The sequence below is a fragment of the Cellulosimicrobium cellulans genome, assembly GCF_024124905.1.
Lineage (GTDB): Bacteria > Actinomycetota > Actinomycetes > Actinomycetales > Cellulomonadaceae > Cellulosimicrobium > Cellulosimicrobium cellulans_G.
The window spans coordinates 111,701-137,727 of the sequence record NZ_JAMXST010000001.1 but is presented as its reverse complement, the minus strand read 5'-3'; the positions used below and the strand labels follow the sequence as shown (position 1 = coordinate 137,727).

The 26,027-nt window shown below is 74.6% G+C and carries 24 protein-coding genes and 7 tRNA genes; 18 read left to right on the top strand and 13 right to left on the bottom strand.

Annotated elements, in window-relative coordinates:
- Positions 1-5: 5 nt before the first annotated feature.
- From NHH00_RS00590 to NHH00_RS00580, 3 genes are all read right to left on the bottom strand, one after another.
- Positions 6-1,529 carry a sugar transferase gene (locus NHH00_RS00590; protein WP_253049227.1) on the bottom strand — a complete coding sequence of 508 codons (1,524 nt, stop codon included), beginning with the start codon at positions 1,527-1,529 and terminating at the stop codon, positions 6-8.
- Between the two features lie 202 nt (positions 1,530-1,731).
- Positions 1,732-2,298 (bottom strand): peptidase, encoded by a 567-nt coding sequence (locus tag NHH00_RS00585; protein ID WP_253049225.1) that lies wholly within the window; start codon positions 2,296-2,298, stop codon positions 1,732-1,734.
- A 95-nt stretch (positions 2,299-2,393) separates the two neighbouring features.
- Positions 2,394-4,154 carry a DUF4012 domain-containing protein gene (locus NHH00_RS00580; RefSeq protein WP_253049224.1) on the bottom strand — a complete coding sequence of 587 codons (1,761 nt, stop codon included), beginning with the start codon at positions 4,152-4,154 and terminating at the stop codon, positions 2,394-2,396.
- 244 nt (positions 4,155-4,398) lie between these two features.
- Here NHH00_RS00580 and NHH00_RS00575 point away from each other — a divergent pair, with 244 nt between their 5' ends.
- Positions 4,399-4,944 (top strand): arsenate reductase/protein-tyrosine-phosphatase family protein, encoded by a 546-nt coding sequence (locus NHH00_RS00575; protein WP_253049222.1) that lies wholly within the window; start codon positions 4,399-4,401, stop codon positions 4,942-4,944.
- Positions 4,945-4,991: 47 nt separating this feature from the next.
- Here NHH00_RS00575 and NHH00_RS00570 read toward each other — a convergent pair whose 3' ends face one another.
- From NHH00_RS00570 to NHH00_RS00545, 6 genes are all read right to left on the bottom strand, one after another.
- A complete protein-coding gene (locus NHH00_RS00570; protein WP_253049220.1) occupies positions 4,992-5,177 on the bottom strand; it encodes a hypothetical protein in 186 nt (61 codons plus the stop codon).
- A gap of 168 nt (positions 5,178-5,345) precedes the next feature.
- Entirely contained in the window at positions 5,346-5,636 is a 291-nt protein-coding gene (locus tag NHH00_RS00565) for a helix-turn-helix domain-containing protein (RefSeq protein ID WP_253049218.1), read from the bottom strand.
- 51 nt (positions 5,637-5,687) lie between these two features.
- Entirely contained in the window at positions 5,688-6,206 is a 519-nt protein-coding gene (locus NHH00_RS00560; protein WP_253049216.1) for a TrmH family RNA methyltransferase, read from the bottom strand.
- A gap of 204 nt (positions 6,207-6,410) precedes the next feature.
- Positions 6,411-6,482, bottom strand: a tRNA-Val gene (locus tag NHH00_RS00555).
- 54 nt (positions 6,483-6,536) lie between these two features.
- On the bottom strand, positions 6,537-7,457 hold the full coding sequence (locus NHH00_RS00550) for an aminotransferase class IV (protein WP_253049215.1): 921 nt from the start codon (positions 7,455-7,457) through the stop codon (positions 6,537-6,539).
- A complete protein-coding gene (locus NHH00_RS00545) occupies positions 7,454-8,551 on the bottom strand; it encodes an anthranilate synthase component I family protein (RefSeq protein ID WP_253049214.1) in 1,098 nt (365 codons plus the stop codon). Before NHH00_RS00545 ends, NHH00_RS00550 begins: the two co-directional genes overlap by 4 nt.
- 176 nt (positions 8,552-8,727) lie before the next feature.
- Between NHH00_RS00545 and NHH00_RS00540 the strand changes: the two genes are divergently transcribed.
- From NHH00_RS00540 to NHH00_RS00500, 9 genes are all read left to right on the top strand, one after another.
- Positions 8,728-8,800 (top strand) — tRNA-Gly (locus NHH00_RS00540).
- A 48-nt stretch (positions 8,801-8,848) separates the two neighbouring features.
- A tRNA-Cys gene (locus NHH00_RS00535) sits at positions 8,849-8,919 on the top strand.
- A 19-nt stretch (positions 8,920-8,938) separates the two neighbouring features.
- Positions 8,939-9,010: transfer RNA gene (locus tag NHH00_RS00530), tRNA-Val, on the top strand.
- Between the two features lie 159 nt (positions 9,011-9,169).
- Positions 9,170-9,242 (top strand) — tRNA-Gly (locus tag NHH00_RS00525).
- 54 nt (positions 9,243-9,296) lie between these two features.
- Positions 9,297-9,367: transfer RNA gene (locus NHH00_RS00520), tRNA-Cys, on the top strand.
- Positions 9,368-9,386: 19 nt separating this feature from the next.
- Positions 9,387-9,458, top strand: a tRNA-Val gene (locus NHH00_RS00515).
- A 60-nt stretch (positions 9,459-9,518) separates the two neighbouring features.
- The gene (locus NHH00_RS00510) at positions 9,519-10,412 is read left to right on the top strand and encodes a hypothetical protein (RefSeq protein ID WP_253049212.1); all 894 of its coding nucleotides are present in this window, start codon (positions 9,519-9,521) and stop codon (positions 10,410-10,412) included.
- A gap of 47 nt (positions 10,413-10,459) precedes the next feature.
- Positions 10,460-10,783: a DUF2277 domain-containing protein gene (locus NHH00_RS00505; protein ID WP_253049210.1), complete on the top strand. Its 324-nt coding sequence runs from the start codon at positions 10,460-10,462 to the stop codon at positions 10,781-10,783.
- An 87-nt stretch (positions 10,784-10,870) separates the two neighbouring features.
- Entirely contained in the window at positions 10,871-11,188 is a 318-nt protein-coding gene (locus NHH00_RS00500) for a hypothetical protein (protein WP_253049208.1), read from the top strand.
- Between the two features lie 3 nt (positions 11,189-11,191).
- On the opposite strand, the gene NHH00_RS00495 is transcribed toward NHH00_RS00500, so the two are convergent.
- A complete protein-coding gene (locus NHH00_RS00495; protein WP_253049206.1) occupies positions 11,192-11,407 on the bottom strand; it encodes a hypothetical protein in 216 nt (71 codons plus the stop codon).
- 218 nt (positions 11,408-11,625) lie between these two features.
- Between NHH00_RS00495 and glgX the strand changes: the two genes are divergently transcribed.
- From glgX to NHH00_RS00475, 4 genes are all read left to right on the top strand, one after another.
- Positions 11,626-13,821 (top strand): glycogen debranching protein GlgX, encoded by a 2,196-nt coding sequence (gene glgX / locus NHH00_RS00490; protein ID WP_253049205.1) that lies wholly within the window; start codon positions 11,626-11,628, stop codon positions 13,819-13,821.
- Entirely contained in the window at positions 13,818-16,454 is a 2,637-nt protein-coding gene (treY, locus tag NHH00_RS00485; RefSeq protein ID WP_253049203.1) for a malto-oligosyltrehalose synthase, read from the top strand. Before glgX ends, treY begins: the two co-directional genes overlap by 4 nt.
- Before the next feature lie 68 nt (positions 16,455-16,522).
- Complete coding sequence (treZ, locus tag NHH00_RS00480; RefSeq protein WP_253049199.1) at positions 16,523-18,361, top strand: malto-oligosyltrehalose trehalohydrolase; 1,839 nt, start codon at positions 16,523-16,525, stop codon at positions 18,359-18,361.
- Positions 18,362-18,375: 14 nt separating this feature from the next.
- Positions 18,376-19,296 (top strand): PPK2 family polyphosphate kinase, encoded by a 921-nt coding sequence (locus NHH00_RS00475; RefSeq protein ID WP_253049197.1) that lies wholly within the window; start codon positions 18,376-18,378, stop codon positions 19,294-19,296.
- 37 nt (positions 19,297-19,333) lie between these two features.
- Here the strand turns inward: NHH00_RS00475 and zapE are convergent, their stop codons facing one another.
- Positions 19,334-20,461: a cell division protein ZapE gene (zapE, locus tag NHH00_RS00470; RefSeq protein WP_308202238.1), complete on the bottom strand. Its 1,128-nt coding sequence runs from the start codon at positions 20,459-20,461 to the stop codon at positions 19,334-19,336.
- A gap of 37 nt (positions 20,462-20,498) precedes the next feature.
- Here zapE and NHH00_RS00465 point away from each other — a divergent pair, with 37 nt between their 5' ends.
- Positions 20,499-21,389, top strand: coding sequence for a dihydrofolate reductase family protein (locus NHH00_RS00465; protein ID WP_253049195.1), 891 nt, complete (start codon positions 20,499-20,501; stop codon positions 21,387-21,389).
- 5 nt (positions 21,390-21,394) lie between these two features.
- On the top strand, positions 21,395-21,880 hold the full coding sequence (locus NHH00_RS00460; protein ID WP_253049193.1) for a hypothetical protein: 486 nt from the start codon (positions 21,395-21,397) through the stop codon (positions 21,878-21,880).
- Between the two features lie 58 nt (positions 21,881-21,938).
- Here the strand turns inward: NHH00_RS00460 and NHH00_RS00455 are convergent, their stop codons facing one another.
- Positions 21,939-22,679: an aspartate/glutamate racemase family protein gene (locus tag NHH00_RS00455; protein ID WP_253049191.1), complete on the bottom strand. Its 741-nt coding sequence runs from the start codon at positions 22,677-22,679 to the stop codon at positions 21,939-21,941.
- A gap of 83 nt (positions 22,680-22,762) precedes the next feature.
- Between NHH00_RS00455 and NHH00_RS00450 the strand changes: the two genes are divergently transcribed.
- Both NHH00_RS00450 and NHH00_RS00445 read left to right on the top strand, forming a co-directional pair.
- Positions 22,763-23,449 carry an HAD family hydrolase gene (locus tag NHH00_RS00450; RefSeq protein WP_253049190.1) on the top strand — a complete coding sequence of 229 codons (687 nt, stop codon included), beginning with the start codon at positions 22,763-22,765 and terminating at the stop codon, positions 23,447-23,449.
- A gap of 48 nt (positions 23,450-23,497) precedes the next feature.
- Positions 23,498-24,730, top strand: a complete 1,233-nt coding sequence (locus tag NHH00_RS00445; protein WP_253049188.1) for a carboxylate--amine ligase — start codon at positions 23,498-23,500, stop codon at positions 24,728-24,730.
- Between the two features lie 94 nt (positions 24,731-24,824).
- On the opposite strand, the gene NHH00_RS00440 is transcribed toward NHH00_RS00445, so the two are convergent.
- Positions 24,825-25,994, bottom strand: a complete 1,170-nt coding sequence (locus NHH00_RS00440; protein WP_253049186.1) for a DegT/DnrJ/EryC1/StrS family aminotransferase — start codon at positions 25,992-25,994, stop codon at positions 24,825-24,827.
- Positions 25,995-26,027: the final 33 nt, after the last annotated feature.

Here is a 26,027-nt window from a genome sequence, read left to right as displayed (position 1 = left end):
TCGGCCTAGTACGCACCGTCACGCCCCACCACCGCTCGCAGCGTCCGCAGCAGGATGAGGAGGTCCCCGGTCACGGTCCAGTTCTCGACGTAGTACAGGTCCAGCCGCACGCTCTCCTCGAGCGTGAGGTTGTTGCGGCCCGAGACCTGCCACAGCCCGGTGAGCCCGGGCTTGACCAGCAGCCGCCGGCCGATCTCGTCGTCGTACTGGTCGACCTCGAGCGAGACCTGCGGACGAGGTCCGACGAGGCTCATCGAGCCCCCGAGCACGTTGAAGAGCTGCGGGAGCTCGTCGATCGAGTAGCGGCGGATGAACGCACCCACCCGGGTGACCCGAGGATCCTGCTTGGGCTTGTAGAACACGCCGACGTTGCCCGCGCCGAGGACGTCCTCGAGCCGGGACTCCGCGTCGACGACCATCGAGCGGAACTTGAGGACGGTGAACGGCTCGCCGCGCAGCCCGACGCGCTCCTGCGCGAACAGGACCGGACCGTGGCTCGTGAGCCGCACCGCGAGCGCCGTCACGAGGAGCGGGACGCAGAAGAGCACGAGGAGGCCGAGCGCGCCGACCACGTCGAACGCGCGCTTGAGCACGTGCTGGGGGCCGGAGTACCCGGGCGCCTCGACGTGCAGGAGCGGCAGCCCCGCCACCGGCCGGGTCCGGATGCGTGGTCCCGCCACGTCGGTCAGCGCGGGCGCGAGGACGAGGTCGGCTCCCCACGGCTCGAGGTCCCACGCGAGCCGCTTGACGGTCCGGGGCGTCACGAGGTCGGACCCCGTGACCATCACGGTGTCGGCCCGCAGCGGCTCGACGAGGCGCGCGGTGTCGCTCACCTCGCCGACCACCGGCACGCCCGCCACCGTCTCGTGCGGCTCGACCGCGCCTCCCGGGACGCACGCGCCGACAACCTGGTAGCCGCTGTCCGCCGCCTCGCGCAGCCTCTCCACGAGGTGCGCGGCCCCGTCGCGACCGCCGACGACGAGCGTCCGCGACCGGCAACGGCCGCGCCTGCGGAGGCGGACCAGTCGGCGCCGCACCGCCCACCGCCCCAGCAGGAGGAGGACGAGGCCGACGGGCAGCGCGATGGCGACGTACCCTCGGGCCAGGTCGTACCGGACGAGGTACGCCGCGATCGCGACCATCCCGAACACCCCGATCGTCGTGTTGACGACGCGCGCGTACTCGGGCGCGCCGGAGCCCAGGCTCCGGCTGTCGCGCGAGAACGCCACCCGCAGCGCGCACCACCAGATCACGAGCAGGCCGACCGAGATGGCGACGTACCGGGCGTCCAGGACGGTCCCGCCGATCCCGTCGAACCGGACGAGGTACGCCGTCGCGATGGCGGCGCCCACCGCCAGCGCGTCGACGGCGGCGACACGCCGCGCGAGCCGCGGCTTCCAGCCCGGGCGCCGATAGGCGCCGAGGGCGATACGGACGAGCTGTCCGGTGTCGAAGGACGGCGTCGTGACCGGCCGTCCCGTCCGTTCGAGATCGACGGCGTCGACCTCGTGATCCTTCTCCAACGTCATGGTGCCCCCTGCGACGTCCGTGGACGCAGCCCCGACGGTCCGCCGGCGCGCGACCGCCCCTCAGGGCGTGCCGGACGCCGCCGTCTCCGACGGTCTGCCGAACTCTCCGCCGCGGGTCCGGACGTCGTCGTCACGGCGGCGGCCGGTCGCCGGGCGACCGGTGTGCCTGCGCTGCACCCGTCGTCGAGGACGGGTGCCCGGCTCAGGCCTTGGTCCCCGCCGAGCGGCGTCGGCTGCGCGCGACCAGGACGGCCGTCGCGCCACCCGCGACGAGCAGGACGGCGCCGCCGAGCAGCAGCACGTCGTCGGACCCGGTCTCGGCGAGGCCGCCCGAGGTCCCGTCGCCCGCGCCGTCCGCCGAGTCGCCGCCCGAGCCCGTGCCACCGGCCCCGTCGGAGGCGGGGACGGAGACGATCTGCTGGCTCGACAGCACGGTCCCGTCCGCGTCGGTCGCCACCAGGGAGAAGGTCCCCGGCTCGGAGAGCGTCACCGCGAACGACGCGAAGCCGTCGACGGTGTCCTTGGTCAGCGCCTTCGTCCCGGCGATCGAGATGGCGGCGTCCGGGACGTCAGGCGACGAGATCGTCAGCGTGATCGTCGGGTTCCCGGCCGGTCCGCCCACCGTGACGGTGAACGTCTCGCCGACCTCGGGCGTCGCGGTGGAGACGCCGACCTCGTACTCGTCCGCCTCGTAGGCGGACGCGACGGCCGGTGCCGCGGCGAGCGCCGCGGCGAGGAGCAGCGTGGTCGCTGCGCGTCGAAGCTTCATGTCAAAGGCCCCCTGCCTTCGTCGTCGGGCGCGGGGGCCTCCGGTCGGCCGACGTCACGGACGTCGGCCGTCGCACGTGCCCCCGCCGTGCTCCCTCAGGAGAACACACCCGTGCCGCACCCGACAGCCGGGAGGGCCGTCGTCTCGTTCCTGGCACCGGGAGTTTTCCTCACGGAAACACTGCCGCGCTGGTTCTTGCCGCTGACGACCTCGTACTCGTACGTCGCGGACTCCCCTGGCGCGAGCGCGACCGACCGCGCTCCGACGACGAGCCCGTCGTGCACCTGGGCGAAGAGCCCGGGCTCGCCCTCGCCCGTCGACGCCCCGCGGATCCCTCCGCCCTGCGGCGCGTAGACGAGCAGGTTGGTCCGTATCGTGCCGTCCCCTCCGGCTCCGAGGACGTACTCGGGCAGCTCTGCCGCCTCCGCGCGGGTGAGCGTGGAGGCGAGCGTCACGTGCACCGTGAAGGTCTGGGAGCCGTCGGGACGGCACGTCACGTCGTCGACCGCCACGGTGGAGTCGAGGTAGTAGCCGGTCTTGGACGCGGTCGTCGCGTTGAGGTAGACCCCGACGACGGGAGACGTCGGACCGCCCGCGGGGTCGGTGCGGCGGCCCTCGAGCTCGCCGGAGAGGACCGTGCCCGCCAGGAGGTCCTGCTCCGCGGCCCGGGCGGACCACACGAGCAGACGACCGTCCCGGGCCGACCCGGCGAGCGCGTCGACGAGCGCCGCAGCGTCCCCCTCCCCTGTGGTCAGCGAGCCGAGCACCTCGCGGGCGACCAGGGCCAGCACGGCGTCCTGCTCCGCCGGGTCCGCGTGGTCGACGTAGACGCCGTGGAGCAGGTAGGCGGCCGCGTCCTGCGTCGTGAGCCGGAGCGTCCCGCCGCCCGGCGTCGCGACCTCGACCGGCCCGACGCCGCCGAGCACCCCCGCGAGGGCCACGGGGTCCACGGCGACCACGCCGTCGATCTCCGCACCCGTCTGCCGCAACCAGGCCTCGCGCGCCACGCGTGCGGCGCGCGGGAAGTCGGGGGTGGACGTGACGTTGAGCATGTACCTGCCGAGGTCGTCGCCGAACAGCGCGGCCTCGGAGCCGCTCAGGTCGACCACGCTCTCCGGGAACGCGCCGAGCGCGCTGCCCGGACGGACCTCCACGAGCTCGACGGCGCCCGAGTCCGCCCGGAGGTGGAGCACCGAGCCGGCGATCCCGCCCGTCGCGCGCGGCTCGGCGTTGTTCTGGACGAGCACGAGGTAGTCCCGCACGCCGTCGGCGCCGAGCATCGGCGGGACGAGCTGGACCGCGCGCGCGGCGGTCGCCGTCTGGGAGGCGACGCCGCCGAGCTGCTCGCGCAGGTCGTCCACCGCGGCGGCCAGCGGGCTCACGAGGGTGGAGGTGTCGATGCCCGCGACGGTCTCGTACGACGCCACGACCGCGCGGTCCGCGGCGACGACGTCGTCGCGCGCCGCGCGGAGAGGCCCCAGGTCGACGGCGCCGGCGGTCGGCGCGAGGGCCGACGGGGACGCGACGGCGACGGCGTCCGCGAGGCGCGGGAGGGCGTCCTGAGCGACCCGGTCGACAGCGCCAGTGGCCTCCCCGAGGGCTCGCGCGTCGTCGCCGACGAACGGCAGCGCGCGGGCGACCGTCCAGTGCGGGCCGTGCGTCGCGGACGCCGCGACGCGTGCGGACCGACGGACGTCGTCGATCGCCGCCCCGGCGTCCCGGCCCGTCCGCACGTGCTCCTGCACGGCGGGCAGGGTGGAGGCCACGTCCTGGAGTGCGGCACGCGCGCGCAGGACGTCCGTGACCAGCCACGCGGACCACGCCAGCGCCACGACGAGGGCGATCCCGCCGGCCACGGCGACGCGCCTGCGCCGCCGCGGAGAGGGCGCTCGGCGGGACGGTCGCCGTGCCGCAGGACGACCTCGTCCTGGCTCCGGTCGTGCGGAGGGCGCGACCAGCGTCGCGGCCCCTGCCCACCGTGGACCCCACCCGTCGTGCACCATGCCGCCCCCCGCGACTCGCCCCCGACGCGACGGCTCCGGTGCGGGCCGCCGCTCGCGCTACATTACCCAGACCCGCGGTCGCCAGGAGGTCTGAAGCGTGCTCTCCGTCCTCGTCGTCTGCACCGGGAACATCTGTCGGTCGCCCGCGGCACAGCTCGTGCTTGGTGCCGCGCTGGACGACTCCGTGGTCGTGGCCAGCGCCGGGACGGGCGCCGTGGTCGGCGCACCCGTCGCGCCCGTCATGGCCCGTCTCCTGTCGGACCGCGGCCTCGACCCGTCGGGCTTCGTCGCCCGCTCGCTCACCGAGGACCTGGTCCGCTCCGGGGACCTCGTGCTCACGATGACGCGCCAGCACCGGGCCGCGGTCCTCGAGCTGGCGCCGTCGGCGCTCCGGCGGACCTTCCTCTTCACGGAGCTCGCGTCGATCGCGGAACGGCTGGGAGCTGGCGCACCCGGGGCGGACGACGCCGCGCGGCTCGCCGACGTCGCCGCCGCCGCGCCCCGGGCGCGCGCGAGCCTCGACCTGGAGCGCGACGCCCCGGACGTCGAGGACCCCTACGGGCGGTCGGAGGACGTCTACCGCCGCGTGCTCGACCGCATCGAGGCCGACGCGCGGCGGCTCGTCGCCGCCCTGCGAGGGTGACCGGTCCACCTCCCTGCCCCCTGCACAAGGAGGGGGACCGGCCGCCGTCAGGGTCGTTGGAGCACCGTGACGACCACCACCACGACCACTCCCCACAGTGCGAGGCCTCCGCCGCACCCGATGGCGAGGCCCTCGGCGCCCGTCGCGCCACGGCGACGGGCACGTCCCGCGGGGACGATCGCGGTCGCTGCGCCGAGGACGACCAGTACCCAGCCGACCGTCACCCAGAGCATGCGGGCAGCCTGCCCGGCACCCGGGCGGCTCGCAGGCTGGACATCTGTCCAGAACTGGCCGCTTCGTCCGGTATCGACGCTATCTCCGGCATGCACGTGCGATTTGTCGCGAACATTCACCCGCTCCCACCGACGCCTCGGCTCAGATGGCAAGACGGCCTCGGCATCTCAGGCGTCGGTCGAGCGTCCCGGACGCCGCGCCGAACCCTCCGCCGGACCCGGTCCCGGGTCTACGGGGAGGGCCCGCACGGCGGGTCCGATCCGGTAACGGCGGTCCGTGCCCTGGACGAGCCAGCGGTGCGCGACGAGGGTCTGCGCGATGCGGAAGGCCCCCGGGCGGCTCACGCCGAGACACGACGCCAGCTCGGCCAGGCGCATCGCCCCCGACTCGGCGACCAGCTCGACGGTGCGCACCGCGCGTGACACGGACGCCAGGACGTACGACCCCCTGCTCGACATGCTCGGAACCCTAGGAGCCCTCCCCGCCGCTCGCACCGCACGCCCGGGCTCTCACGCCAGGCCCGCCAGGCGGTACAGCACCAGGCTGCCCGCGACCGCGACGTTGAGGCTCGCGCCCCAGCCCGCCATCGGGATCTCGACGCACTCGTCGTCGCGCGCGAGGACGTCGTCCGGCACGCCGTGCCGCTCGTGCCCGAGCAGCAGCACCGTCGGCTCCCGCGCCGGACCGAGCCGCGGCAGCGGCGTCGCGCCCTCGGCGAGCTCGACGGCGACGAGCCGCTTCCCGGCGGCCTGCTCGGCGTCGAGCCACCCCTCCTTCGACGGCGCGACCCGGTGGAGGCACAGACGTCGTCCCTTGAGCGTGTCGCCCACGGCGAGCGCCCGCCGGTAGTGCGGCGTGCGCGGCACGGCGAGACACGCCCCCACGGCGTCGCACGTGCGCAGGAGGGTTCCGAGGTTGGCGTCGTACGCGACCCACAACGGCGCGACGACCAGGTATCCCCAGCAACCGTGCCGGGACGACCGGCGGGCGCGGCGCAACTCGCGCGGCGTGGACTTGGCGCCGCTCATCGGCGCGGTACGGGAGCTCCCCAGGTGAGGTCGTTCATCGTGAGGCGCCTTTCAGCGGCGGCGCCGGGCCATCGTCGGACGACGACGGTGCGTCGTCGTGCGGAGCGCCAGGCTACCGCGTCGGCCTGTCCACCGGCCGCCCTGACGCACGTCCTCGACACGACAAAGGCCCGGAACCATACGGTTCCGGGCCTTGATCTCGGGTGGGCGATACTGGGTTCGAACCAGTGACCTCTTCGGTGTGAACGAAGCGCGCTACCACTGCGCCAATCGCCCGAGTGCGTGGTCGATACTAGCCTGAAACGGACCGTATCGAAAAACCGGCCCGGATCAGGGGTCGAGACGCTCGCGACGGCGCCGCTCGAAGAGCTCGCGCGCGGCGAGCGACAGCTCCCCGGCCGCCACGTCGACGCCGTCGAGCCAGGTCACGGGCTGGACGTTGCGGACCGAGCCGGTGAGGAGCAGCGCGGCGTCCCCTGCGGTCACCTCGTCGAGCACCGCGAACGGCAGCTCTCCGGGGCGGGCCTCGCGCACGGGCAGCCCGTCCTCCGCGGCCCACTCGAGCAGCAGCTCGCGCGTGATCCCGGCGAGGCACCCGGACGCCAGGAGCGGCGTGACGAGCTCGCCCCCGCGCTCGACGAACACGTTCGCGCCCGTGCCCTCGCACAGGTCGCCCGCGGTGTTGGCGAGGAGCGCCTCGTCGCCGCCCCGCGCGACGGCGTCGGCGAGCGCGACGACGTTCTCGGCGTACGACGTCGTCTTGAGCCCGGCGACGGCGGACCGCTCGTTGCGCGTCCACGGCGAGCGCACGGCCCGGCCGGTGGGGCTGATGGTCGCGGGTCCCGCGGCGACGACGACCGTCTGCGCGCCGGGAGTCCGGCCGGACCCGAGCGGGCCGATGCCCGCGGTCACGGTGATGCGCAGGCGGCCGACGTCGCCCGCCCCCGTGCGCGTCCGGGCGTCGGCCTCGGCGAGGACGGCCGCGACGCCGTCCAGCACGCGCTGCTCGTCCGGCGCGTCGAGGCCGAGACCCGCGGCGGACCGCGCGAGCCGGCGCAGGTGGCGGGTGAGCGCGAAGGCCCGCCCGTCGAACACGGCGCACGTCTCGAACACGCCGTCCCCGACCGTCAGGCCGTGGTCCACGGCGCTCAGCGCCTCCTCGCCCGGGCGGACGAGACGTCCGTCGGCCCAGATCACGAGGTTCCCGGACGGGCGGTCGGACGTCGGCGTCGTGGCGGCAGCGGGGCTCATGGGTCCAGTGTGCCGGAGGCGAGGCCGACGAGGCGCCGCGCCTTGAGCTCGGTCTCCTCCCACTCCCGCGCCGGGTCGCTCCCCCACGTGATCCCGGCCCCCGTGCCGAACCGGAGCACGCCGTCGGCCCACCAGAAGGTCCGGATCCCGACCGCGAGCACCGCCTCGTCGCCGTCGACCCAGCCGACCGCGCCGCAGTACGGGCCGCGTGGGACGGGCTCGAGCGCGTCGATGATCCGGAGCGCCGACGACTTCGGGGCACCGGACACCGACGCGGGCGGGAACGTGGCGTCGAGCAGCGCCGGCCACAGCGACGCGCCGGAGCGTAACCCGGGACGCAGGCGGCCGGTGACCGTGCTCACGAGGTGCACCAGGCCGGGGTGGGGTTCGACCGCGAGCAGGTCCGTGACCTCGACGGTGCCCGGGTCGCACACGCGCTGCAGGTCGTTGCGCACGAGGTCGGTGATCATGACGTTCTCCGCCCGGTCCTTGGCGGTGAGCCCGTCCGGGGCGGGGGCCGTCCCCTTGATGGGGCCGGAGGTGACCGTCCCGCCTGCGACGCGGAGGAAGAGCTCGGGCGACGCCGTCACGACCCACACCGGGTCGACGCCGGAGCTCGCCGGGACGTGCAGGACGCCCCCGTACGGCGCCGGGTTCCCCCGGGCCAGACGCCGCCCGAGGGCCAGGGCGTCCGGCTCGCCCGCGTCCGGGTCGACGAGCGGGGCGGACAGCACACGGCAGACGTTGGCCTGGTAGACCTCGCCCTCGCGGACCTCGTCGCGCACCCGGGCGACCGCGGCCTCGTACGCGGCCCGGTCCATCGAGCTCGTCCAGCCCGACGGCGCAGGTCCGCGCCACGCGCCCCCGCCGTCCCGGGAGAGCGCGGCCGGGTCGACGCGCTCGGCGAACCGCCACGCGCGCGCCCGCCCGCCGCGGGCCGGCGCGTCGAAGTCCGCCACGACGAACCACGGCCCGTCGTCGGCGAGCCGCTCCGGCTCGCGCCACAGGTCGACGACCTCCACGGCGCCGGTGGCGGCGCGGTCCGCGAAGAGGGCGAGCCCCGGCCTCGACGACGTTCTCCCAGGTCCTGGCACGGGACCACGCTACCGACCGCCAGTGCGCCGCTCGCCCGGCGCCCGGGTCGAACTCGACGCGCACGGGACGGCGCCGGTTGGACGCCGGGCGCGAACGTGGACTAATGTCTGGGACGCGCCGGAACGCCGGAGGGCAGCAGGAAGCGATTCCTCGACACCTTCCAGAGACCGGCCGCGCGGATGTGGCTCAGTTGGTAGAGCATCACCTTGCCAAGGTGAGGGTCGCGGGTTCGAGTCCCGTCATCCGCTCGGAGGCCCACTCTCCGTCCGCCCTCGCGGCGGCGGAGGGCAGGTCGCGGTGGAGTGGCCGAGAGGCGAGGCAGCGGCCTGCAAAGCCGTATACGTGGGTTCGAATCCCATCTCCACCTCGCAACAGCACCACCCTTTGGGCGATTGGCGCAGCGGTAGCGCGCTTCCCTGACACGGAAGAGGTCACTGGTTCGATCCCAGTATCGCCCACGAGCACCTGCGAGAGGCCGCCCCGGCACCGTCCGGAGCGGCCTCTCGCGTGCCGACCGCCTCCCGGACCGGATGCACGGTTCAGGTCGGAAGTCGGCTAGTATGTGCTTCGCGCCGGAACACCGGAGGGCTCGCGAGAGCTCTCGCAGGACCGGCCGCGCGGATGTGGCTCAGTTGGTAGAGCATCACCTTGCCAAGGTGAGGGTCGCGGGTTCGAGTCCCGTCATCCGCTCGGAGGCCCACTCTCTAACCTACTCCTCCGGGAGCGTGAGAGGACGCGTCTCAAGGTGGAGTGGCCGAGAGGCGAGGCAGCGGCCTGCAAAGCCGTATACGTGGGTTCGAATCCCATCTCCACCTCGCAGCAGTGCAGCACCCCGGGCGATTGGCGCAGCGGTAGCGCGCTTCCCTGACACGGAAGAGGTCACTGGTTCGATCCCAGTATCGCCCACCGGCTCGAAGGCCGCCCCGGTTCCCCGGGGCGGCCTTCGTCGTCCACTACCCTCGGCCCATGCCCGACCTGAGCCCCGCCCACGACGTGCTGCCGTTCGGCGCCGCCCCGCGACCCACGACCTCCGTCGATCTCCGCGCCCGGCTGCGCCCCGCCCTGCTCGACCTGCTCGGGCCGACCGTCGAGGGTGCCGACCGGGCCCGCCTCGACGCCGAGCTCGACGGCCCCGACGTCTCCCGGCTCGACGTCGACCTGACAGGGGTCCGCGTGCGCGTCGGAGGCCAGGGAGCCGCTCCGGGCGCGGAGCGCGCCTCGACCGACGGGCACGAGACCCGCGACGTCGAGGACGTGCGGGCGCGCGAGGACGCGGTCTTGCGCCGGGTGCGCGTCGACGCGCACCCCCTCCTCGTCGAGGACGTACCGGTCGACGTCGTCGCGGAGGCCGAGGGCCTGCGGTTCCGCTGGGTCGAGGACACCGCCGGCGGTCTGGGGATCGAGCCCGTCGAGCCGGACGACGCCGCGCCTCTCAGCGGCCACGTCCGCGTCGCCGCACCCCGCGACGCCCTCGTCGAGACCGCCCGGCGCCTCGTGGCGACGGAGCTCCAGAACCTCGGCCTCACGCTGGCGTCGCTCGACGTCGACCTCGAGTCCGCGGGGCCTCGCAGCGTGACGCTCCGCGGGTTCGCCCGGGTCCGCAAGGGCATCCTCTCCGCGAGCGTGCGCGCGGCAGGGACCGCCGAGGTCGACGCGCACATGGTGCTCACCGTCCGGGACCTCGAGCTGTCGAGCCGCAACCCCGTCGTCGCGGCGCTGCTCCTGGCCGCGCGCGGCGAGCTCGCCAAGGCGGAGGGGCACCGGGTCGACCTCGTGTCCGACCTGCCCCCGGGCGTGCGGCTCGCGGACGTCCGCGTCGACGTCGGGGAGACGCTTGCCGTCACCGCACGCTTCGCCTGACGGGGCCGCCCTTGTGATGCTCCTCGCTCGCACGTAGCGTCGAGGGCATGTGCCGGAACATCACGACCCTGCGCGGCCTCGAGCCCCCTGCCACGGACGAGGAGATCGAGGCGGCCGCACGCCAGTTCGTCCGGAAGGTCACCGGGATCCAGCGGACCAGCGCCGCGACCCAGGAGCCGTTCGAGCGCGCGGTCGACGAGGTCACGGCCGTCGTCGCGCGGCTGCTCGGCGAGCTGCCGGAGCGCCGCAACCCGCCGTCGACCGTGCCTCCGCTCCGTCGCGAGGAGGTCCGGGCGCGCATCGCCGCGCGCGAGGCCGCCGAGCGGGAGCACGAGCGGGCGCACGCCCTCGGGATCGCGCACACCCACTGAGGGGGAGCAGGTCCGGCGCCCGCACGGTCGGCGCGCGGCGACCGTGCGTGCGCGGCAGCGCGACGGGGCCGTCTAGGCTCGGGACCTGTGAGTGCCGCACCCGCCCCGAACCCGTCGCCGGAGGCCACGCGCCCCGAACCCGTCAGCGCGAGCATGCGCCGCGCGAAGGCGGACGCGCGGTCCGCGCACGTCACGATCGGGCAGGTCCGCGAGGAGGGGGCCGGGCGGGTGGCGATCGACTGCTCGTGCGGCATGTCGCTCACGAACGGCCCGGACTGGACCGTCGACGAGCACATCCGCCTCCATCGGGCGGAGGCCCGCTACCTCGCGCTCAGCGCGGTCGCCCCCGCCGGGATGCCCCGCCTCATCCCGGTCGACGCCGACCGGCTGCCGCGCGTCGACTGACGATCAGAGCTCGTCGGGGTCGTCCCAGGACGTACCCGACGACGCACCGTCGATCGGCCGGCGCTCGTTCTCCGACAGCGACTGCGGGGCCTTGGTCACGTCCCCACCGGTCAGCACGTCGCCCACGGCCTCCCCCTCCTCCTCGCGGCGCGGGGACAGTCGTGCGGAGGCGACGTCCGACTCGTTGAGGTCGTCGCGGTGGTCTGCGTGGGTGCTCATGGCACGGGTCTACCAGGTCCGACGCCCCGATGCACGACCGTCCGCGGCCGCGTCGTCGTGGAGACCCGTTCCTGGCTGGGGCGGTGAGACGAGCGCGGGCCGAGCCGCGGGACCCATGGGCGCTTGGCACACTATTTGATGGCGAGTGTCCGTCGTCACCCGGCGTCGGGCGTCGTCTGCGACGACAGCGACCCGGGATGCGTGGAATCCTCAGGGGCATGCAGACCTGGCCCGGCCACCCCTACCCGCTCGGCGCCACCTACGACGGGACGGGGACGAACTTCGCCCTGTTCTCCGAGGTCGCGGAGCGCGTGGAGCTCTGCCTCCTCGGCGACGACGGCACCGAGACGCGCGTCGACCTCGAGGAGGTGGACGCGCACGTCTGGCACGTCTACCTGCCCGGGAAGGGCCCCGGCACGCGCTACGGCTACCGCGTGCACGGGCCGTACGACCCGGCGAACGGTCACCGGTGCAACCCGGCCAAGCTGCTCCTCGACCCGTACGCGAAGGCGATCGAAGGACAGGTCGACGGCGACGAGTCGCTGTTCTCCTACCGCTTCGCCGACGCCGGCGACGCGGCACCGGCGGACGAGGCACCCGAGGGCGCCGACGCGGACGACGCGCCCCCGCCCGCTCCCCCGCTCAACGACGACGACTCGGCCGGGCACACGATGGTCTCGGTCGTCATCAACCCGTACTTCGACTGGGGTCACGACCGCCCGCCGAACCGGGACTACCACGACAGCGTCATCTACGAGGCGCACGTCAAGGGCATGACGATGCTCCACCCGGACGTGCCGGACGACCTGCGCGGCACGTACGCCGGCATGGCCCACCCGGCCGTCGTCGAGCACCTCGTGACGCTCGGCGTCACGGCGGTCGAGCTCATGCCGGTGCACCAGTTCGTCAACGACCCCACGCTCGTCGAGAAGGGCCTGTCGAACTACTGGGGCTACAACACCATCGGCTTCTTCGCGCCCCACAACGGGTACGCGGCGTACGGCACGCGCGGGCAGCAGGTCATGGAGTTCAAGACCATGGTCAAGGCCCTGCACGAGGCGGGCATCGAGGTCATCCTCGACGTCGTCTACAACCACACCGCGGAGGGCAACCACCTGGGCCCGACGCTGAGCTTCCGCGGCATCGACAACAAGGCGTACTACCGCCTGGTCGACGGCGACGAGGCGCACTACTTCGACACCACGGGCACGGGCAACTCGCTGCTCATGCGCTCGCCGCACGTGCTCCAGCTCATCATGGACTCGCTGCGGTACTGGGTGACCGAGATGCACGTGGACGGGTTCCGCTTCGACCTCGCGGCGACCCTGGCCCGGCAGTTCCACGAGGTCGACCGCCTCTCGGCCTTCTTCGACATCGTCCAGCAGGACCCGGTGATCTCCCAGGTCAAGCTCATCGCCGAGCCGTGGGACCTCGGCGACGGCGGCTACCAGGTGGGCGGCTTCCCGCCGCTGTGGACCGAGTGGAACGGGCAGTACCGGGACACCGTGCGCGACTTCTGGCGCGGCGAGCCCTCCACGCTGCCCGAGCTCGCGAGCCGCCTCACCGGCTCGTCAGACCTCTACGAGCACAGCGGTCGCAAGCCCATCGCGTCGATCAACTTCGTCACCGCGCACGACGGTTTCACGCTCAACGACCTCGTGTCCTACGACGAGAAGCACAACGAGGCCAACGGCGAGGGCAACAACGACGGCGAGAGCCACAACCGGTCCTGGAACTGCGGGGCGGAGGGGCCGACCGACGACCCCGAGGTGCGAGAGCTCCGCGCGCGCCAGCGCCGCAACTTCCTCGCGACCCTCCTGCTCTCCCAGGGCGTGCCCATGCTCGCGCACGGCGACGAGATCGCGCGCACGCAGGGCGGCAACAACAACGGCTACTGCCAGGACAACGCGATCACGTGGATGGACTGGGGCGGCGAGGAGGGCCTCGACGACGAGCGGGCCGCGCTGCTCGACTTCGCCCGCCGCGTGGTGTGGCTGCGGCGCGACCACCCCGTGCTGCACCGGCGGCGCTTCTTCCTGGGCCGCGGCGGCTCCGGGACCGTCGACGACGAGCTGCCGGACATCGAGTGGCTCGACATCACCGGCTCGCGCATGGACCAGCAGGACTGGGACCACGCCTACGCGCGCACCGTCATGGTGTTCCTCAACGGCGACGCGATCCCCGAGAAGGACCGGCGCGGCGAGCCGATCGTCGACGACTCGTTCCTCCTGCTGCTCAACGCCCACTCCGACGCGCTCGAGTTCACCGTGCCGCCCGCGCGGTACGGCGAGGGGTGGGACGTCGTGCTGGACACCGACGGCACGGTGGACGTCGGCGACGCCCTGCGCCCGGGCGACACGGTCTCCGTGACGGGCCGCAGCGTCATCGTCCTGACCCGGCCCCCGCTGCGATGACGGCCACGCCCGACGTCGGCACGCCCGGCGCGCCGCCCCGCGTCCCCGTCTCGACGTACCGCCTGCAGCTCGGCCCCGGCCTCACGTTCGACGACGCCGCGCGCCAGGTGCCCTACCTCGCGTCGCTCGGGGTCACGCACCTCTACCTCTCCCCCGTGCTCCAGGCCGCGCCCGGCTCGACCCACGGCTACGACGTCGTCGACCACACGCGCGTGAGCGCGGAACTGGGCGGGCGCGAGGGTCTGGGGCGCCTGGCCGCGAGCGCCCGGGCGGCGAGCCTGGGCCTGGTGCTCGACGTCGTGCCGAACCACATGGCGGTGCCGACGCCCGCGTGGCACAACCACGCGCTGTGGTCGGTCCTCGAGGACGGCGCCGACTCGCCGTACGCCCGGTGGTTCGACGTCGACTGGTCGGCGGGCGAGGGCGCTGTGCTCATGCCGGTCCTCGGCGCGCGCCTGGGCGACGTGCTCGCGGCGGGCGAGATCACGGTCGACGAGGTCGAGGTCCCCGGGTCGCCGGGGCCGCGGCCCGTGCTGCGGTACTACGACCACGTCTTCCCGGTGCGGGCGGGCACCGAGGACCTGCCGCTCACCGAGCTGGTGGAGCGTCAGCACTACCGCCTCGCGTACTGGCGCGTGGGCGACGAGGAGCTCAACTACCGGCGCTTCTTCGACGTCGGGTCGCTCGTCGCAGTCCGGGTCGAGGACGAGGAGGTGTTCGACGCGACGCACGCGCTCGTGCTCGGCCTCGTCACGGACGGCACGGTCGACGGCCTGCGCATCGACCACCCGGACGGCCTCGCCGACCCGGCACAGTACCTCCGGCGTCTCGCCGACCGTACCGACGGCGCGTGGGTCGTCGTGGAGAAGATCCTCGCGGGCGAGGAGCAGGTGCCCCCGGACTGGGCGACGGTGGGGACCACGGGCTACGACGTCGCGTGGCGGCTGCAGCAGCTCTTCGTCGACCCCGGCGGCCGGTCCGGTCTGGACGCGGTGATGACCCGCCTCACGGGCGCCGTGCCGGGCGGGCTGGGGGCGCTCGTCGAGGAGGCGAAGCGCGAGGTCGTCGCGGGCCCGCTCTACGCGGAGCTGCACCGCCTGACCGACCTCGCGGCCGCCGTCTGCCACGACGACCCGCGCCTGCGCGACCACACGTGGCGCGGACTGCACCAGTGCCTGCGCGAGCTGCTCGTCGCGTTCGACCGGTACCGGGCCTACGTGGTGCCGGGCACCCCGCCACGGCACGAGGCGGTCCGTGCGGTCGAGGACGCCGCCGCGCGCGCCCGGGCCCGCCTCGACCCGCAGCGCGCGGAGACGCTCGACGTGGTGGTCGACCTCGTGCTGGGCCGGGAGGTCGGGAGCGCGGGTCGGCGCCGCGAGGCGCGCCGCGACGAGCTCGTGGTGCGGTTCCAGCAGGTCTGCGGCGCGGTGACGGCGAAGGGGGTGGAGGACACCGCGTTCTACCGGTGGACCGAGCTCGTGAGCCTGTGCGAGGTGGGGGGCGAGCCGGACCGGTTCAGCCTCGGCGTGCACGACTGGCACGCGTTCGCGCAGCGGTTCGCCGCGCTCACGCCGCACGCCCTCACGGCGGGGTCGACGCACGACACCAAGCGCGGTGAGGACACGCGCGCGGCGCTCGGGGTGCTGTCCGAGGACGCGGCGGGCTGGTCGCGGCTCGTCGACGAGGTCCGCGCGGCGACGGCCCCGTACCGCGGGGCGCTCGTGGACGGCCTCGCGGAGAACCTGCTGTGGCAGACGGTCGCGGGGACGTGGCTGCCCGACGCGGGCGCCGAGGCCGACCCGGCCGACGGCGCGTCGGACGGCCCGTCCGGCGCGTCGATCGCGCCCGACCGCCTCGTCGACTACCTGCGCAAGGCGCTGCGCGAGGCGAAGGTCGCGACGTCGTGGACGAGCCCGGACGACGCCTACGAGGAGGCCGTCGCGGACCTCGCGCGGCGCGCGCTCGCCGACCCCGCGGTGACCCGCGCGTTCGCCCGGTGGTCCCGCGACCACCGCGAGGAGCTGCGCGCCGCGAGCCTCGGGATCACGCTCGTGCGGCTCACGGCGCCCGGCGTCGCGGACGTGTACCAGGGCGCGGAGTCGTACGCGCCGACCCTCGTGGACCCCGACAACCGCCGCCCGGTGGACGTCGGGGCGCTGACCGAGCGGCTCGAGCGGCTCGACGGCGGGGCCCCCGCACGCACGCTCGCGGACGAGAAGCTGCTCGTCACGGCGCGCGCGCTGCGGCTGCGCCGCGCCCTGGCCGGCGCGTTCGTGGGCGACGGCGCCGGGTACGCGCCCGTCGCGTCGTCGACGCCGTGCGCGCTCGCGTTCGCGCGCACCGCGCGGGGCCGCGGTGAGGCGGACGTCGCGCGCGTCGTGACCGTCGCCACGCGGCTGGCCGGCACGGTCGACCGGCTGGGCGGGTGGCGCGACCACGTCGTCGCGCTCCCCCCGGACACGGGGGCGTGGGTCGACGTGCTCACCGGGCGGGAGCACGCGTCCGGCACGGTGCGCGTGGCCGACCTGCTCGCCGACCTGCCGGTCGCGCTCCTCGTCGACCAGGACGACGCGGCGGCCGTCGCCGTCGCGAGCCCGCGCGAGGCCCGGGAGCCCGCGGGGGACGCGCCATGACGACCGACCCGACGAGCCCGGTGCCCGGGATCCCGCCACCTCGCGTCCCCCCGCCTCGGTCGACCCCCATGCTCTCGGTGCCCGGGCCGCGGCCGGTCGTGTGGGCGCCGACGGCGCGCAGCGTCGAGCTGCTCCTGCCCGAGCCGGGCTCCGGGACGTTCGAGGGCGCGCAGCGGCTCCCGCTGCGCCTCGTGGGGGCGCACGTGCCCGGGTGGTGGGGCTACGACCACGAGCTGCCGTGGGGCACGGACTACGGTTACGCGGTCGACGGCGGACCGGGCCGGCCCGACCCCCGCAGCCCGTGGCAGCCGTACGGCGTGCACGGTCCGAGCCGCACGTTCGACGCGACGTACGCCTGGACCGACGACGCGTGGGCGGGCCGCGACGTGCGGGGCGAGGTCGTCTACGAGCTGCACGTGGGCACGTTCACGCCGCAGGGCACGCTCGACGCCGCGATCGACCGGCTCGACCACCTCGTCGACCTGGGCGTCGGCGCGGTCGAGCTCCTGCCGGTCGCGGCGTTCGGCGGCGAGCGGGGCTGGGGCTACGACGGCGTGCACCTGTACGCGGTGCACGAGCCGTACGGGGGGCCCCGCGCCCTGCAGCGGTTCGTGGACGCCGCCCACGCCCGGGGCCTCGCGATCGTGCTCGACGTCGTCTACAACCACCTCGGGCCGTCGGGCAACTACCTGCCGGAGTTCGGCCCGTACTTCACCGACGCGCACACGACCCCCTGGGGCGCGGCGGTGAACCTCGACCGGCCGGGCAGCCGGGAGGTGCGCGAGTGGGTGATCGACAACGCCGAGCGGTGGTTCGTCGAGTTCCACGTCGACGCGCTGCGCCTCGACGCCGTGCACGCCCTCGTCGACGACTCCCCCACGCACCTGCTCGCGGAGCTCGCGCGACGCGTCGACCGCGTGGAGCAGGAGCTGGGGCGCCCGCTCACGCTCGTCGCCGAGTCGGACGAGAACGACCCGGCGACCGTGACGGGCGTGGAGCAGGGCGGTCGCGGCATGCGCGCCCAGTGGGCCGACGACGTCCACCACGCCGTGCACGCGCTCCTCACGGGCGAGCGGCAGGGCTACTACGTCGACTTCGGCTCCGTCGCGGTGCTGCGCAAGGCGCTCACGGGCGTGTTCGTGCACGACGGCACGTTCTCCACCTTCCGCGGTCGCTCCTGGGGCCACCCCGTCCCGGCGGGGACCGACGGGCACGCGTTCGTCGTGAGCTCCCAGAACCACGACCAGGTGGGCAACCGCGCGTCCGGGGACCGGACGTCGGCCACGCTCGACGGCGGCGGGCTCGCCGTGGCCGCGGCGCTCGTCCTGGTCTCGCCCTTCACCCCGCTGCTCTTCATGGGCGAGGAGTGGGGCGCGTCGACGCCGTGGCAGTTCTTCACCGACCACGTCGAGCCGGAGCTCGCCGAGGCGGTCCGGCGCGGGCGGGCCGCGGAGTTCGCCGACCACGGGTGGGGCGACGGCGCGCCCGTGCCCGACCCGCAGGACCCGGCGACCCGCGACGCGAGCGTCCTCGACTGGTCCGAGCGCGACCGCGGCGAGCACGCGCGCCTGCTCGCCTGGTACCGGACGCTGGTGGCGCTGCGGGCGCGGCCGGACGTCCGCTCGGGCGACCTCTCGGTCGTGCGCGTGCACGGCCCCGGGGGCGTGGACGACGACGCCTCGGGCGAGGAGACGGCGTCGGCGTCGGCGCCGCGCGGCGGTCCCGCGTTCGTCGTGGACCGTCGGACCGTCGCGGTCGCGGTCAACCTCGGCGAGGAGCGCCGTCGGCTCCGGCTCGCGCTCGGCGGCACGCCGCGCCTGCTCGCGGCGTGGGACCCGGAGACGACCGTGCACCGGCGCCACGTGGACCTGCCCGCGCGTTCGGTCGCCGTCCTGTCCTGGGTGTGACTACGCTCACGCCCATGTCGACGACGAAGAAGCCGAAGAAGAAGCACGGCAAGGGCGCGCGGTCCGGCTCAGGATCCGTGCCGGCGCTCGACGCCGACTGGGAGGTCGCTCCCACGGAGTCGTTGCGCGTGCCCGCCGGCTTCGACCTCGCGGCGTTCGACCGCGGGTCCACGCCGGGGTTCGCCGGCGACAAGGCGGCCGGCAAGGCGCTCGTCGCGCGGCACGCGGACGAGCTCTCCGAGCTGCAGGAGCGCCTGTTCGCCGAGGGCCGCTCGGGCGGGTCGCGCTCGGTCCTGCTCGTGCTGCAGGGCATGGACACCGCGGGCAAGGGCGGCATCGTGCGGCACGTCGTCGGGCTCGTCGACCCGCAGGGCGTCGCCCACCGGTCGTTCGGCGTCCCGACGCCCGAGGAGCGCGAGCACGACTACCTGTGGCGGATCCGCAGGGCGCTGCCCGCGCCCGGGTACATCGGCGTCTTCGACCGCTCGCACTACGAGGACGTGCTCGTCGCGCGCGTCGACGAGCTCGTGCCCCCGGAGGTCTGGGAGGCGCGGTACGACGAGATCAACCGGTTCGAGGAGGAGGTCGTCGCGGCGGGCACGACCATCGTCAAGGTCGCGCTGCTCGTGTCCTACGAGGAGCAGCGCGCGCGGCTCATGGAGCGCCTCGAGCGGCCGGACAAGTACTGGAAGTACAACCCGAACGACGTCGACTCGCGCCAGAAGTGGCCCGCGTACCAGGAGGCCTACCAGGCCGTCCTCGACCGGACGAGCACCGAGGTCGCGCCGTGGCACGTCGTCCCGGCCGACCGCAAGTGGTTCGCGCGCCTCGCGGTGAGCGAGCTCCTGCTCGACGCGCTGCGCCGCCTCGACCTCGGCTGGCCCCCGGCCGACTTCGACATCGAGGTCGAGAAGAAGCGCCTCGCCGCGACATGAGCCGCCCGGGCGGCGACGTGCCCGCTCGGGCCGGCCGTCAGGCGGAGGCGCGCGCGACCGCGCGGCCGTCCTCGGCGAGCGCGCCGAGGCGCGAGAGCGCGCGGTAGTACTTCTTGCGGTACCCGCCGCGCAGCATCTCCTCCGTGAACAGGCTCCGCTCCCCCGTGTAGTCGCCCGACCCGGCGAGCAGCACGGGCACGTCGCGATCGTAGAGGCGGTCGACGAGGACGACGAGGCGCAGGGCGGCGGACTGCTCGGTCACGGTGTGCACGCCGGTGAGCGCGACGACCTCGACGCCGTCGAGCAGCGCGCGGTAACGGCTGGGGTGCACGTGCGAGAGGTGCGCCAGCAGGTCGTCGAACGCGTCGAGCGTCGTGCCGGTGCGGCCCACGGCCGCGGCCCGCACCGCGTCCTCGGGCAGCGGGGCGGAGTCGGTGACGACCGCACGGTGGCGGTAGTCCTCGCCGTCGACGCGCAGCACCTCGAACCGGGCCGCGAGCGCCTGGATCTCGCGCAGGAAGTCCTCCGCCGCGAAGCGGCCCTCGCCGAGCGCCTCGGGCAGCGTGTTCGACGTCGCCGCGAGCGCGACGCCGCGGTCGGCGAGCTCGCGCAGGAGGCGCGACATGAGCACGGTGTCGCCCGGGTCGTCGAGCTCGAACTCGTCGATGCACACGAGCTTCTTCGTCGCGAGCGCGTCGACCGTCGCCTGGAACCCGAGCGCGCCCACCAGGTTCGTGTACTCGACGAACGTGCCGTAGGCGCTCACGTCGAGGCCCACGGCGTGCGCGAGCGACGTGAGGAGGTGGGTCTTGCCGACGCCGAAGCCGCCGTCCATGTACACCGCGGGCGCGGTCTGCTTCCGGGTGCCGAAGAGCCCCTTGCGCGCGGGCTTGGCGACGGCGGCCGCGACCTCCTCGAGCCGCGCGACGGTGCGCGCCTGGCTCGGGTACGCGGGGTTCGCGCGGTAGGTCGAGAAGCGGGCGTCGGCGAAGTGCCGCGGCGGCAGCAGGTCGGCCAGGAGTCGCGCGGGCGGGACGGACGGTCGAACGTCCGCGAGGGCGCGCGTGCGTCCGGGCGCGTCGGGAGTCGCGTCGGGGGCCGACGCGCGGGCGGTGCCGGGGAGGGCTGCCGGGGCCGAGGCGCCACCGGCGACGGGCGCAGTCACGAGGATCCAGCCTACGCCTGCGGCTAGCCTGGCCGCTGTGACCTCCACCACGGCACCCTCCGACGAGCCCCCTGCGGCACCCGCCAGGCCACCCGCGGGACGCACGGACCTGCCCCCGCTCGACGTGCTCCTGCCCGCCGCGGAGCACCTGCCGCCCGACCCGCGCGAGGAACGCCTCGCGGCGCTCTACGCGTACGGCCCGCCTACGCGCGGGGCGCACGTCGTGCGCGCCAACATGGTCACGAGCGTCGACGGCGCGGCGTGGGGTCCGGACCACCGCTCGGGGTCGATCAACGACGACGCGGACTGGCGCGTCTTCCGGGTGCTGCGCGCGCTCGCCGACGTCGTGCTCGTCGGCGCAGGGACGGCCCGTGCCGAGGGGTACACCGCGCTCGACCGGCCGCGCGGGCTGCGGCACCTGCACGACGCGCCGCTCGAGCTCGCGATCGTGACGCGGACCGGCCGCGTCCCCGAGGCCCTCGCCCGCGGCGACCGGCCGCCCCTCGTGCTGACCGGCCCCGCCGGGGCGACCACGGCGACGGGCGACGTGCCCGCGGACCGGGTGCTCGTCGTCGGGCAGGACGCCGCGGGCACGCGGGACGGGCACGCGCCGGGAGCCGCCGTCGACCTCGCCGCGGGGCTCGCCGCGCTCGCCGAGCGCGGGCTGGCCCGCGTGCTCACCGAGGGCGGGCCGACGCTGCTGGGCGACCTGCTCGCGGCGGACCTCGTCGACGAGCTGTGCGTCACCACGACGCCGAGCGTCGTCGGGCAGGGCCCGGGCCGCATCGTGGCCGGGGCGGCGCCGTCGGGCACGACGGCGCTCCCGCCCCGGGGCGCCCGCCTCGCGCACCTGCTGCACAGCCCCGAGGACCGGCCCGGCTCCCCCGCCGGTACGACCGCCGCGCGCTGGCTCCTGCCGATAGGCTGACCCGCGTGACCGACACGATCCTCGTCCTGACCGAAGACACGCTGAACCCGGCCGACGTGCAGCACATCCTGTCGCTGCACGAGGGCGAGCAGCTCGCCTACCGGGTGCTCGTGCCCGCGGACACCGAGCGCAACGTGATCTCCGGGATCATCGACCACCTCAGCGTGGGCGAGCTCAAGGAGGCGTGGGACGAGGTCCTCGGTCGCGAGCCCTCGCCGGTCCAGGCCACGGCGACGGCGGGCGAGCAGCTCGAGCGCAGCGTCGCGGAGCTGCGCGCGGCGGGCCGCGAGGCCGACGGCGCCGTCGTCGACGACGACCCGCTGCCCGCGCTGCACAAGGCCGTCGCCGCGGACGGCGTGCGCGAGATCGTCGTCGTGACCTACCCGCACGCGGTCGAGGACACGTTCCACACCGACTGGGCGTCCCGCGCGCGCGAGGAGCTCCACGTCCCGGTGCTGCACCTGTACTCGGGCACGAGCGAGCTCGGCTGACCCCGCGTCGAGCCTCGCTGCCGAGGTCGAGGCCTGGTCCGCCGAGGTCGAGGCCTGGTCAGCCCGCGCGCACGCGGTGCCCCGCGCGACGGATGGTCGCGCGGGCGAGCTGGTCGGTCGAGTCGAGGTAGAGCGGGTCGGCGAGCAGGTCGTGGTCGACGGCGACGACCGACAGCTCCGTGCAGCCCAGCACGATCACCTGGGCACCCCGCTCGACGAGCCGCCCCGCGACGGCGCGGAACGTCTCGATGTCGACCGGCCGGCCGGCCTTTACCTGCTCGTAGATGATCTGCGAGACGAGCGCCTGGTCGGCCTCGTCCGGGACGAGCGCGTCGACGCCGTGACGCGCGAAGGCGTCCTGGTAGACGCCCGACGCCGCGGTCCCCGCCGTCGCGAGCAGCCCCACCGCGCGCAGGTCCGCGACCCGCGCCCGGGCGGCGTCGACCGTCGTGTCGATGATGGACACGAACGGGACGCTGATCGCGTCGAGCACCTGCTGGGTGAAGTAGTGCGCCGTGTTACAGGGCATGACGAGGAAGTCCGCCCCGAAGCGCTCGAGCCGTCCCGCGTCGCGCGCGAGCACCGGGCCCGGGTCCGCGTCCGAGCGCCCGAGGATGAACTCCGTGCGGTCGGGGATCGTCGCGTGGTTGAGCACGACGGCGTCCACGTGGTCCTGGTCGCGCTCCGCCTCCGTGAGCTCGACGAGGAGCTGGAGGAAGTAGGCCGTGGCGAGGGGCCCGACCCCTCCGAGCACTCCGACGAGGGGCTGGGCGTGGTCCTGGTCCGGTCGCGACGTCACCCGTGGATCCTACGGCGACCCGCCCCACCGGCCGCCACGGCCACAGGTCCCGGCCTGACGACCCCGCCGCTAGGGTGGCGGCCATGACCGTACGCCACGTCCTGTTCGACGCCGACGGCGTGCTCCAGCACATCCCCGACGGCTGGTACGCGGCGGTCGAGCGCTACCTCGGGGACCGGACCCGGGAGTTCCTGCTCGAGACCTGGAGCGAGGAGCTGCCCATGCTCGTCGGCGAGGGCGACTACCTCCCTGTGCTGGCTGCCGGGCTCGAGCGCTACGGCGTGACGGAGCCGGCGGAGGACGTGTACCGCGCGATCTGGTTCGACGCGCTCGAGGTCGTGGACGCGTCGTTCGACCTCGTGCGGGCGCTGCGCGCGAGCGGCTACGGCGTGCACCTCGGCACCAACCAGGAGAGCCGTCGCGTGCCGTTCATGCGCCGGACCCTCGGTTACGACGCGGAGTTCGACACGAGCTGGTACTCGTGCGAGCTCGGGCTCGCCAAGCCCGACCCGCGGTTCTTCGTCGAGGCCGCCCGCCGCATCGGCGCGGACCCGGACGAGGTGCTGTTCGTCGACGACACCGCGCGCAACGTCGAGGGCGCGCGCGCCGCCGGCATGGTGGGCGTGCACTGGGACGTCTCGCGGGGCCACGACGAGCTCGTGCGCGTGCTGGCCGGGCACGGCGTCGTCGTCCGCGCCGGTCAGGACCCCACGGGCGTGGGTGTCGCGGGCGAGGGCCTCGGCCCGGGCGCGGCCGTACCCGGCCCGTAGGATGGCGGACGCCCGCCGACCACACAGAGAAACGGACGACCCTCCGCGATGACGTACGGCAACGCCGAGTTCCTCCCCATCGTCCTGGGGACCAACCTCAACACCTACAACATCGCGAGGTCGTTGCACGAGGCGTACGGCGTCCGCACGCTGGCCCTGGGCCGCTTCCCGCTGCGCGAGACGGCGGACTCCCGCATCGTCGACGTGCGCACCTACCGCGACTTCGACGACCCGGAGCGCATCGTCGCGGTCCTGCGCGAGCTCGCCGAGGAGTTCCCGGGCCGCAAGCGCCTGCTCATCGCGAACATCGAGTTCTACACGAACGTCGTGATCGCGCACCGCGCCGAGCTCCAGGACCTGTACGTCATCCCGCTCGTCGGCCAGGACCTGGCCGCGCGCCTCATGAACAAGACGGACTTCTACCGCACCTGCGCGGAGCTGGGCGTGCCGCACCCGGAGACGGTGATCGCGACGGCGGCGGACGTCGACGCGCCGGGCTTCGGCGAGGACCTGCCGTTCCCGTACCCGCTCATCCTCAAGCCGTCGGACACGGACACGTACCCGCGCCTGCGGTTCGAGGGCAAGAAGAAGGTCTACCTCGTCCAGGACGCGGCCGAGCTGCGCGACGTCGCGCGCCGCATCTACGCCGCGGGGTACGCGGACGACCTCATCGTCCAGGAGTACCTCGCGGGCGACGAGTCGGTCATGCGCGTGGTCAACACGTACTCCGACCGGCACGGCCGTCTGCGGTTCCTCTCCGCGGCGCAGATCGTGCTCGGCGAGTACGACCCGAAGCTCGTCGGGAACTACAACGCCGTCGTCACGATGAAGGACGACAGGCTCACCGAGTCGGTCCGGCACCTGCTCGACAGCCTCGGCTACGTGGGCGCGGCGAACCTCGACGTCATGTACGACCGCCGCACGGGCACGAGCAAGATCCTCGAGGTGAACCTGCGCCAGGGCGCCGCGAGCTTCTACACGATGGCCGCGGGCGGCAACCTCGCGCGCTGCTACGTCGAGGACCTGGTCCACGGGCGCGAGCTGCCCGAGCAGGTCACGTCGGAGGCGCGGCTGTGGGTGAACGTGCCCTACCCGGTCGTCCGGGCGCTCGTGCCGGTGTCGCTGCGCCACCGCGTGAAGAAGGCCCGCAAGCACGGCGTCTGGCACACGCTGCGCTACGCGCCCGACCGCAGCCTGCGCCGCCGCCTCGACGTGTGGCGCGTCGACCTGCGCCACACGCTCGACTACGTGAAGTTCGCGCGTTCACGCCCGTCGGCATGACCGTCCCGCCGACCAGGCGGTCTCGGCGCGTCCAGCATCGCTGACGCGCAGGGATCGCCTGGTCGGCCCCGCGGGGATCGCCTGGTCGAGAGGCTCAGGCGCCCAGTGCCGACCGCACGGCCTCGACGATGCGGCGCGCCGTCGCGACCCCGACCGTCGTCGGCAGGTTGACGACGCGGGCCACGAGGTCCTCCGTCGTCGCGAGCGCGGGGTCGCCCGGCGTGTACCCGTAGACCGCCGGGTCGTCCGGGCCGGGGAACAGCGCGGGGCGGTACCACTTGCCGACGTAGAACCCGGCGACGGTGAGCTCCCGCACGAGCCGGTCGGCGGTCGCCGCGTCGGGCGCGAAGAACGGGAACCGGACGAGCGGCGCGCGCTCGCCGACCCCCGCCGGCACCTCGACGACGTCGGACAGCCCGCGCACGTACTCCGCCACGGTGTCCGCGCGACGCGCCTCGACGTCGCCGCTCGACCGCAGCGCGTCGACCATCCGGCCCGTGACCCACGACGACGGGCGCTGCGGCGGGTGCGCGAGGCCGCCCCGGTTCTCCACGGGGGCGATCGCCGGCTCGTACGCGCCGACGGCGGTGAGCGCGCTGCGCACCTTTCCCGCGGCGCCGCCCGGGAGCCGGTTGAGCACCCGCACCTGCGTCCGGAAGCTGCGCGCGGCGAGGTCGAGCCGTGCCCCCACCACCGGCAGCGCGTCGAGCGCGGAGACGATCGCGGCGCGCAGCGTCGGGTCGAGCGCCGGGCTCACCCACACGGCGCCGCCGAACCGCGTCGGCAGCATCTTCTCTACGCCGAACGAGTGGAACGAGACGTCCGCGACCGGCGACCCGTCGGCGTCGCGCGCGAGGCGCGTGACGCAGTGCGCGCTGTCCTCCACGAGGAGCGCCCCGACCGAGCGCGCCGCGGCGCGCAGCCGGAGCGCGGCCGCGTCGTCGACGATGCCGAACGTGTTCTGCAGCACGACGGCGCGCGTGGCCGGCCCGACCGCGAGCCGGTCGGGGTCGATCGCGACGGTCGCCGGGGACACCTCGGCGTAGACGGGCCGCAGGCCCGCGACGAGGACGGGGTCGACGGCCGTCGAGCACGTGAACACCTGGGTGACCACGTCGCCCGCGCCGCGCGCCTCGGCGAGCGCCCGGAACACGACCTCCATCCCGTAGCGGGCCTTGAAGACGAGGAACCAGTCGGCCGGGTCGGTGCCCGTCCGGTCGGCGAGCATCCTCGTCGCGGTCGCGTCCTGCGGGTGGCGGCTCATCGTTCTCCGTGTCGTCCGGCGTCAGAGGGGGTC

Bases quoted from the DNA above. Each gene is read 5' to 3' on its own strand.
- NHH00_RS00590 (WP_253049227.1), bottom strand. From the start codon at position 1,529: ATGACGTTGGAGAAGGATCACGAGGTCGACGCCGTCGATCTCGAACGG.
- NHH00_RS00585 (WP_253049225.1), bottom strand. From the start codon at position 2,298: ATGAAGCTTCGACGCGCAGCGACCACGCTGCTCCTCGCCGCGGCGCTC.
- NHH00_RS00570 (WP_253049220.1), bottom strand. From the start codon at position 5,177: ATGCTCTGGGTGACGGTCGGCTGGGTACTGGTCGTCCTCGGCGCAGCG.
- NHH00_RS00565 (WP_253049218.1), bottom strand. From the start codon at position 5,636: ATGTCGAGCAGGGGGTCGTACGTCCTGGCGTCCGTGTCACGCGCGGTG.
- NHH00_RS00560 (WP_253049216.1), bottom strand. From the start codon at position 6,206: ATGAGCGGCGCCAAGTCCACGCCGCGCGAGTTGCGCCGCGCCCGCCGG.
- NHH00_RS00550 (WP_253049215.1), bottom strand. From the start codon at position 7,457: ATGAGCCCCGCTGCCGCCACGACGCCGACGTCCGACCGCCCGTCCGGG.
- NHH00_RS00510 (WP_253049212.1), top strand. From the start codon at position 9,519: ATGCCCGACCTGAGCCCCGCCCACGACGTGCTGCCGTTCGGCGCCGCC.
- NHH00_RS00505 (WP_253049210.1), top strand. From the start codon at position 10,460: ATGTGCCGGAACATCACGACCCTGCGCGGCCTCGAGCCCCCTGCCACG.
- NHH00_RS00495 (WP_253049206.1), bottom strand. From the start codon at position 11,407: ATGAGCACCCACGCAGACCACCGCGACGACCTCAACGAGTCGGACGTC.
- glgX (WP_253049205.1), top strand. From the start codon at position 11,626: ATGCAGACCTGGCCCGGCCACCCCTACCCGCTCGGCGCCACCTACGAC.
- treY (WP_253049203.1), top strand. From the start codon at position 13,818: ATGACGGCCACGCCCGACGTCGGCACGCCCGGCGCGCCGCCCCGCGTC.
- treZ (WP_253049199.1), top strand. From the start codon at position 16,523: ATGCTCTCGGTGCCCGGGCCGCGGCCGGTCGTGTGGGCGCCGACGGCG.
- NHH00_RS00475 (WP_253049197.1), top strand. From the start codon at position 18,376: ATGTCGACGACGAAGAAGCCGAAGAAGAAGCACGGCAAGGGCGCGCGG.
- NHH00_RS00450 (WP_253049190.1), top strand. From the start codon at position 22,763: ATGACCGTACGCCACGTCCTGTTCGACGCCGACGGCGTGCTCCAGCAC.
- NHH00_RS00445 (WP_253049188.1), top strand. From the start codon at position 23,498: ATGACGTACGGCAACGCCGAGTTCCTCCCCATCGTCCTGGGGACCAAC.
- NHH00_RS00440 (WP_253049186.1), bottom strand. From the start codon at position 25,994: ATGAGCCGCCACCCGCAGGACGCGACCGCGACGAGGATGCTCGCCGAC.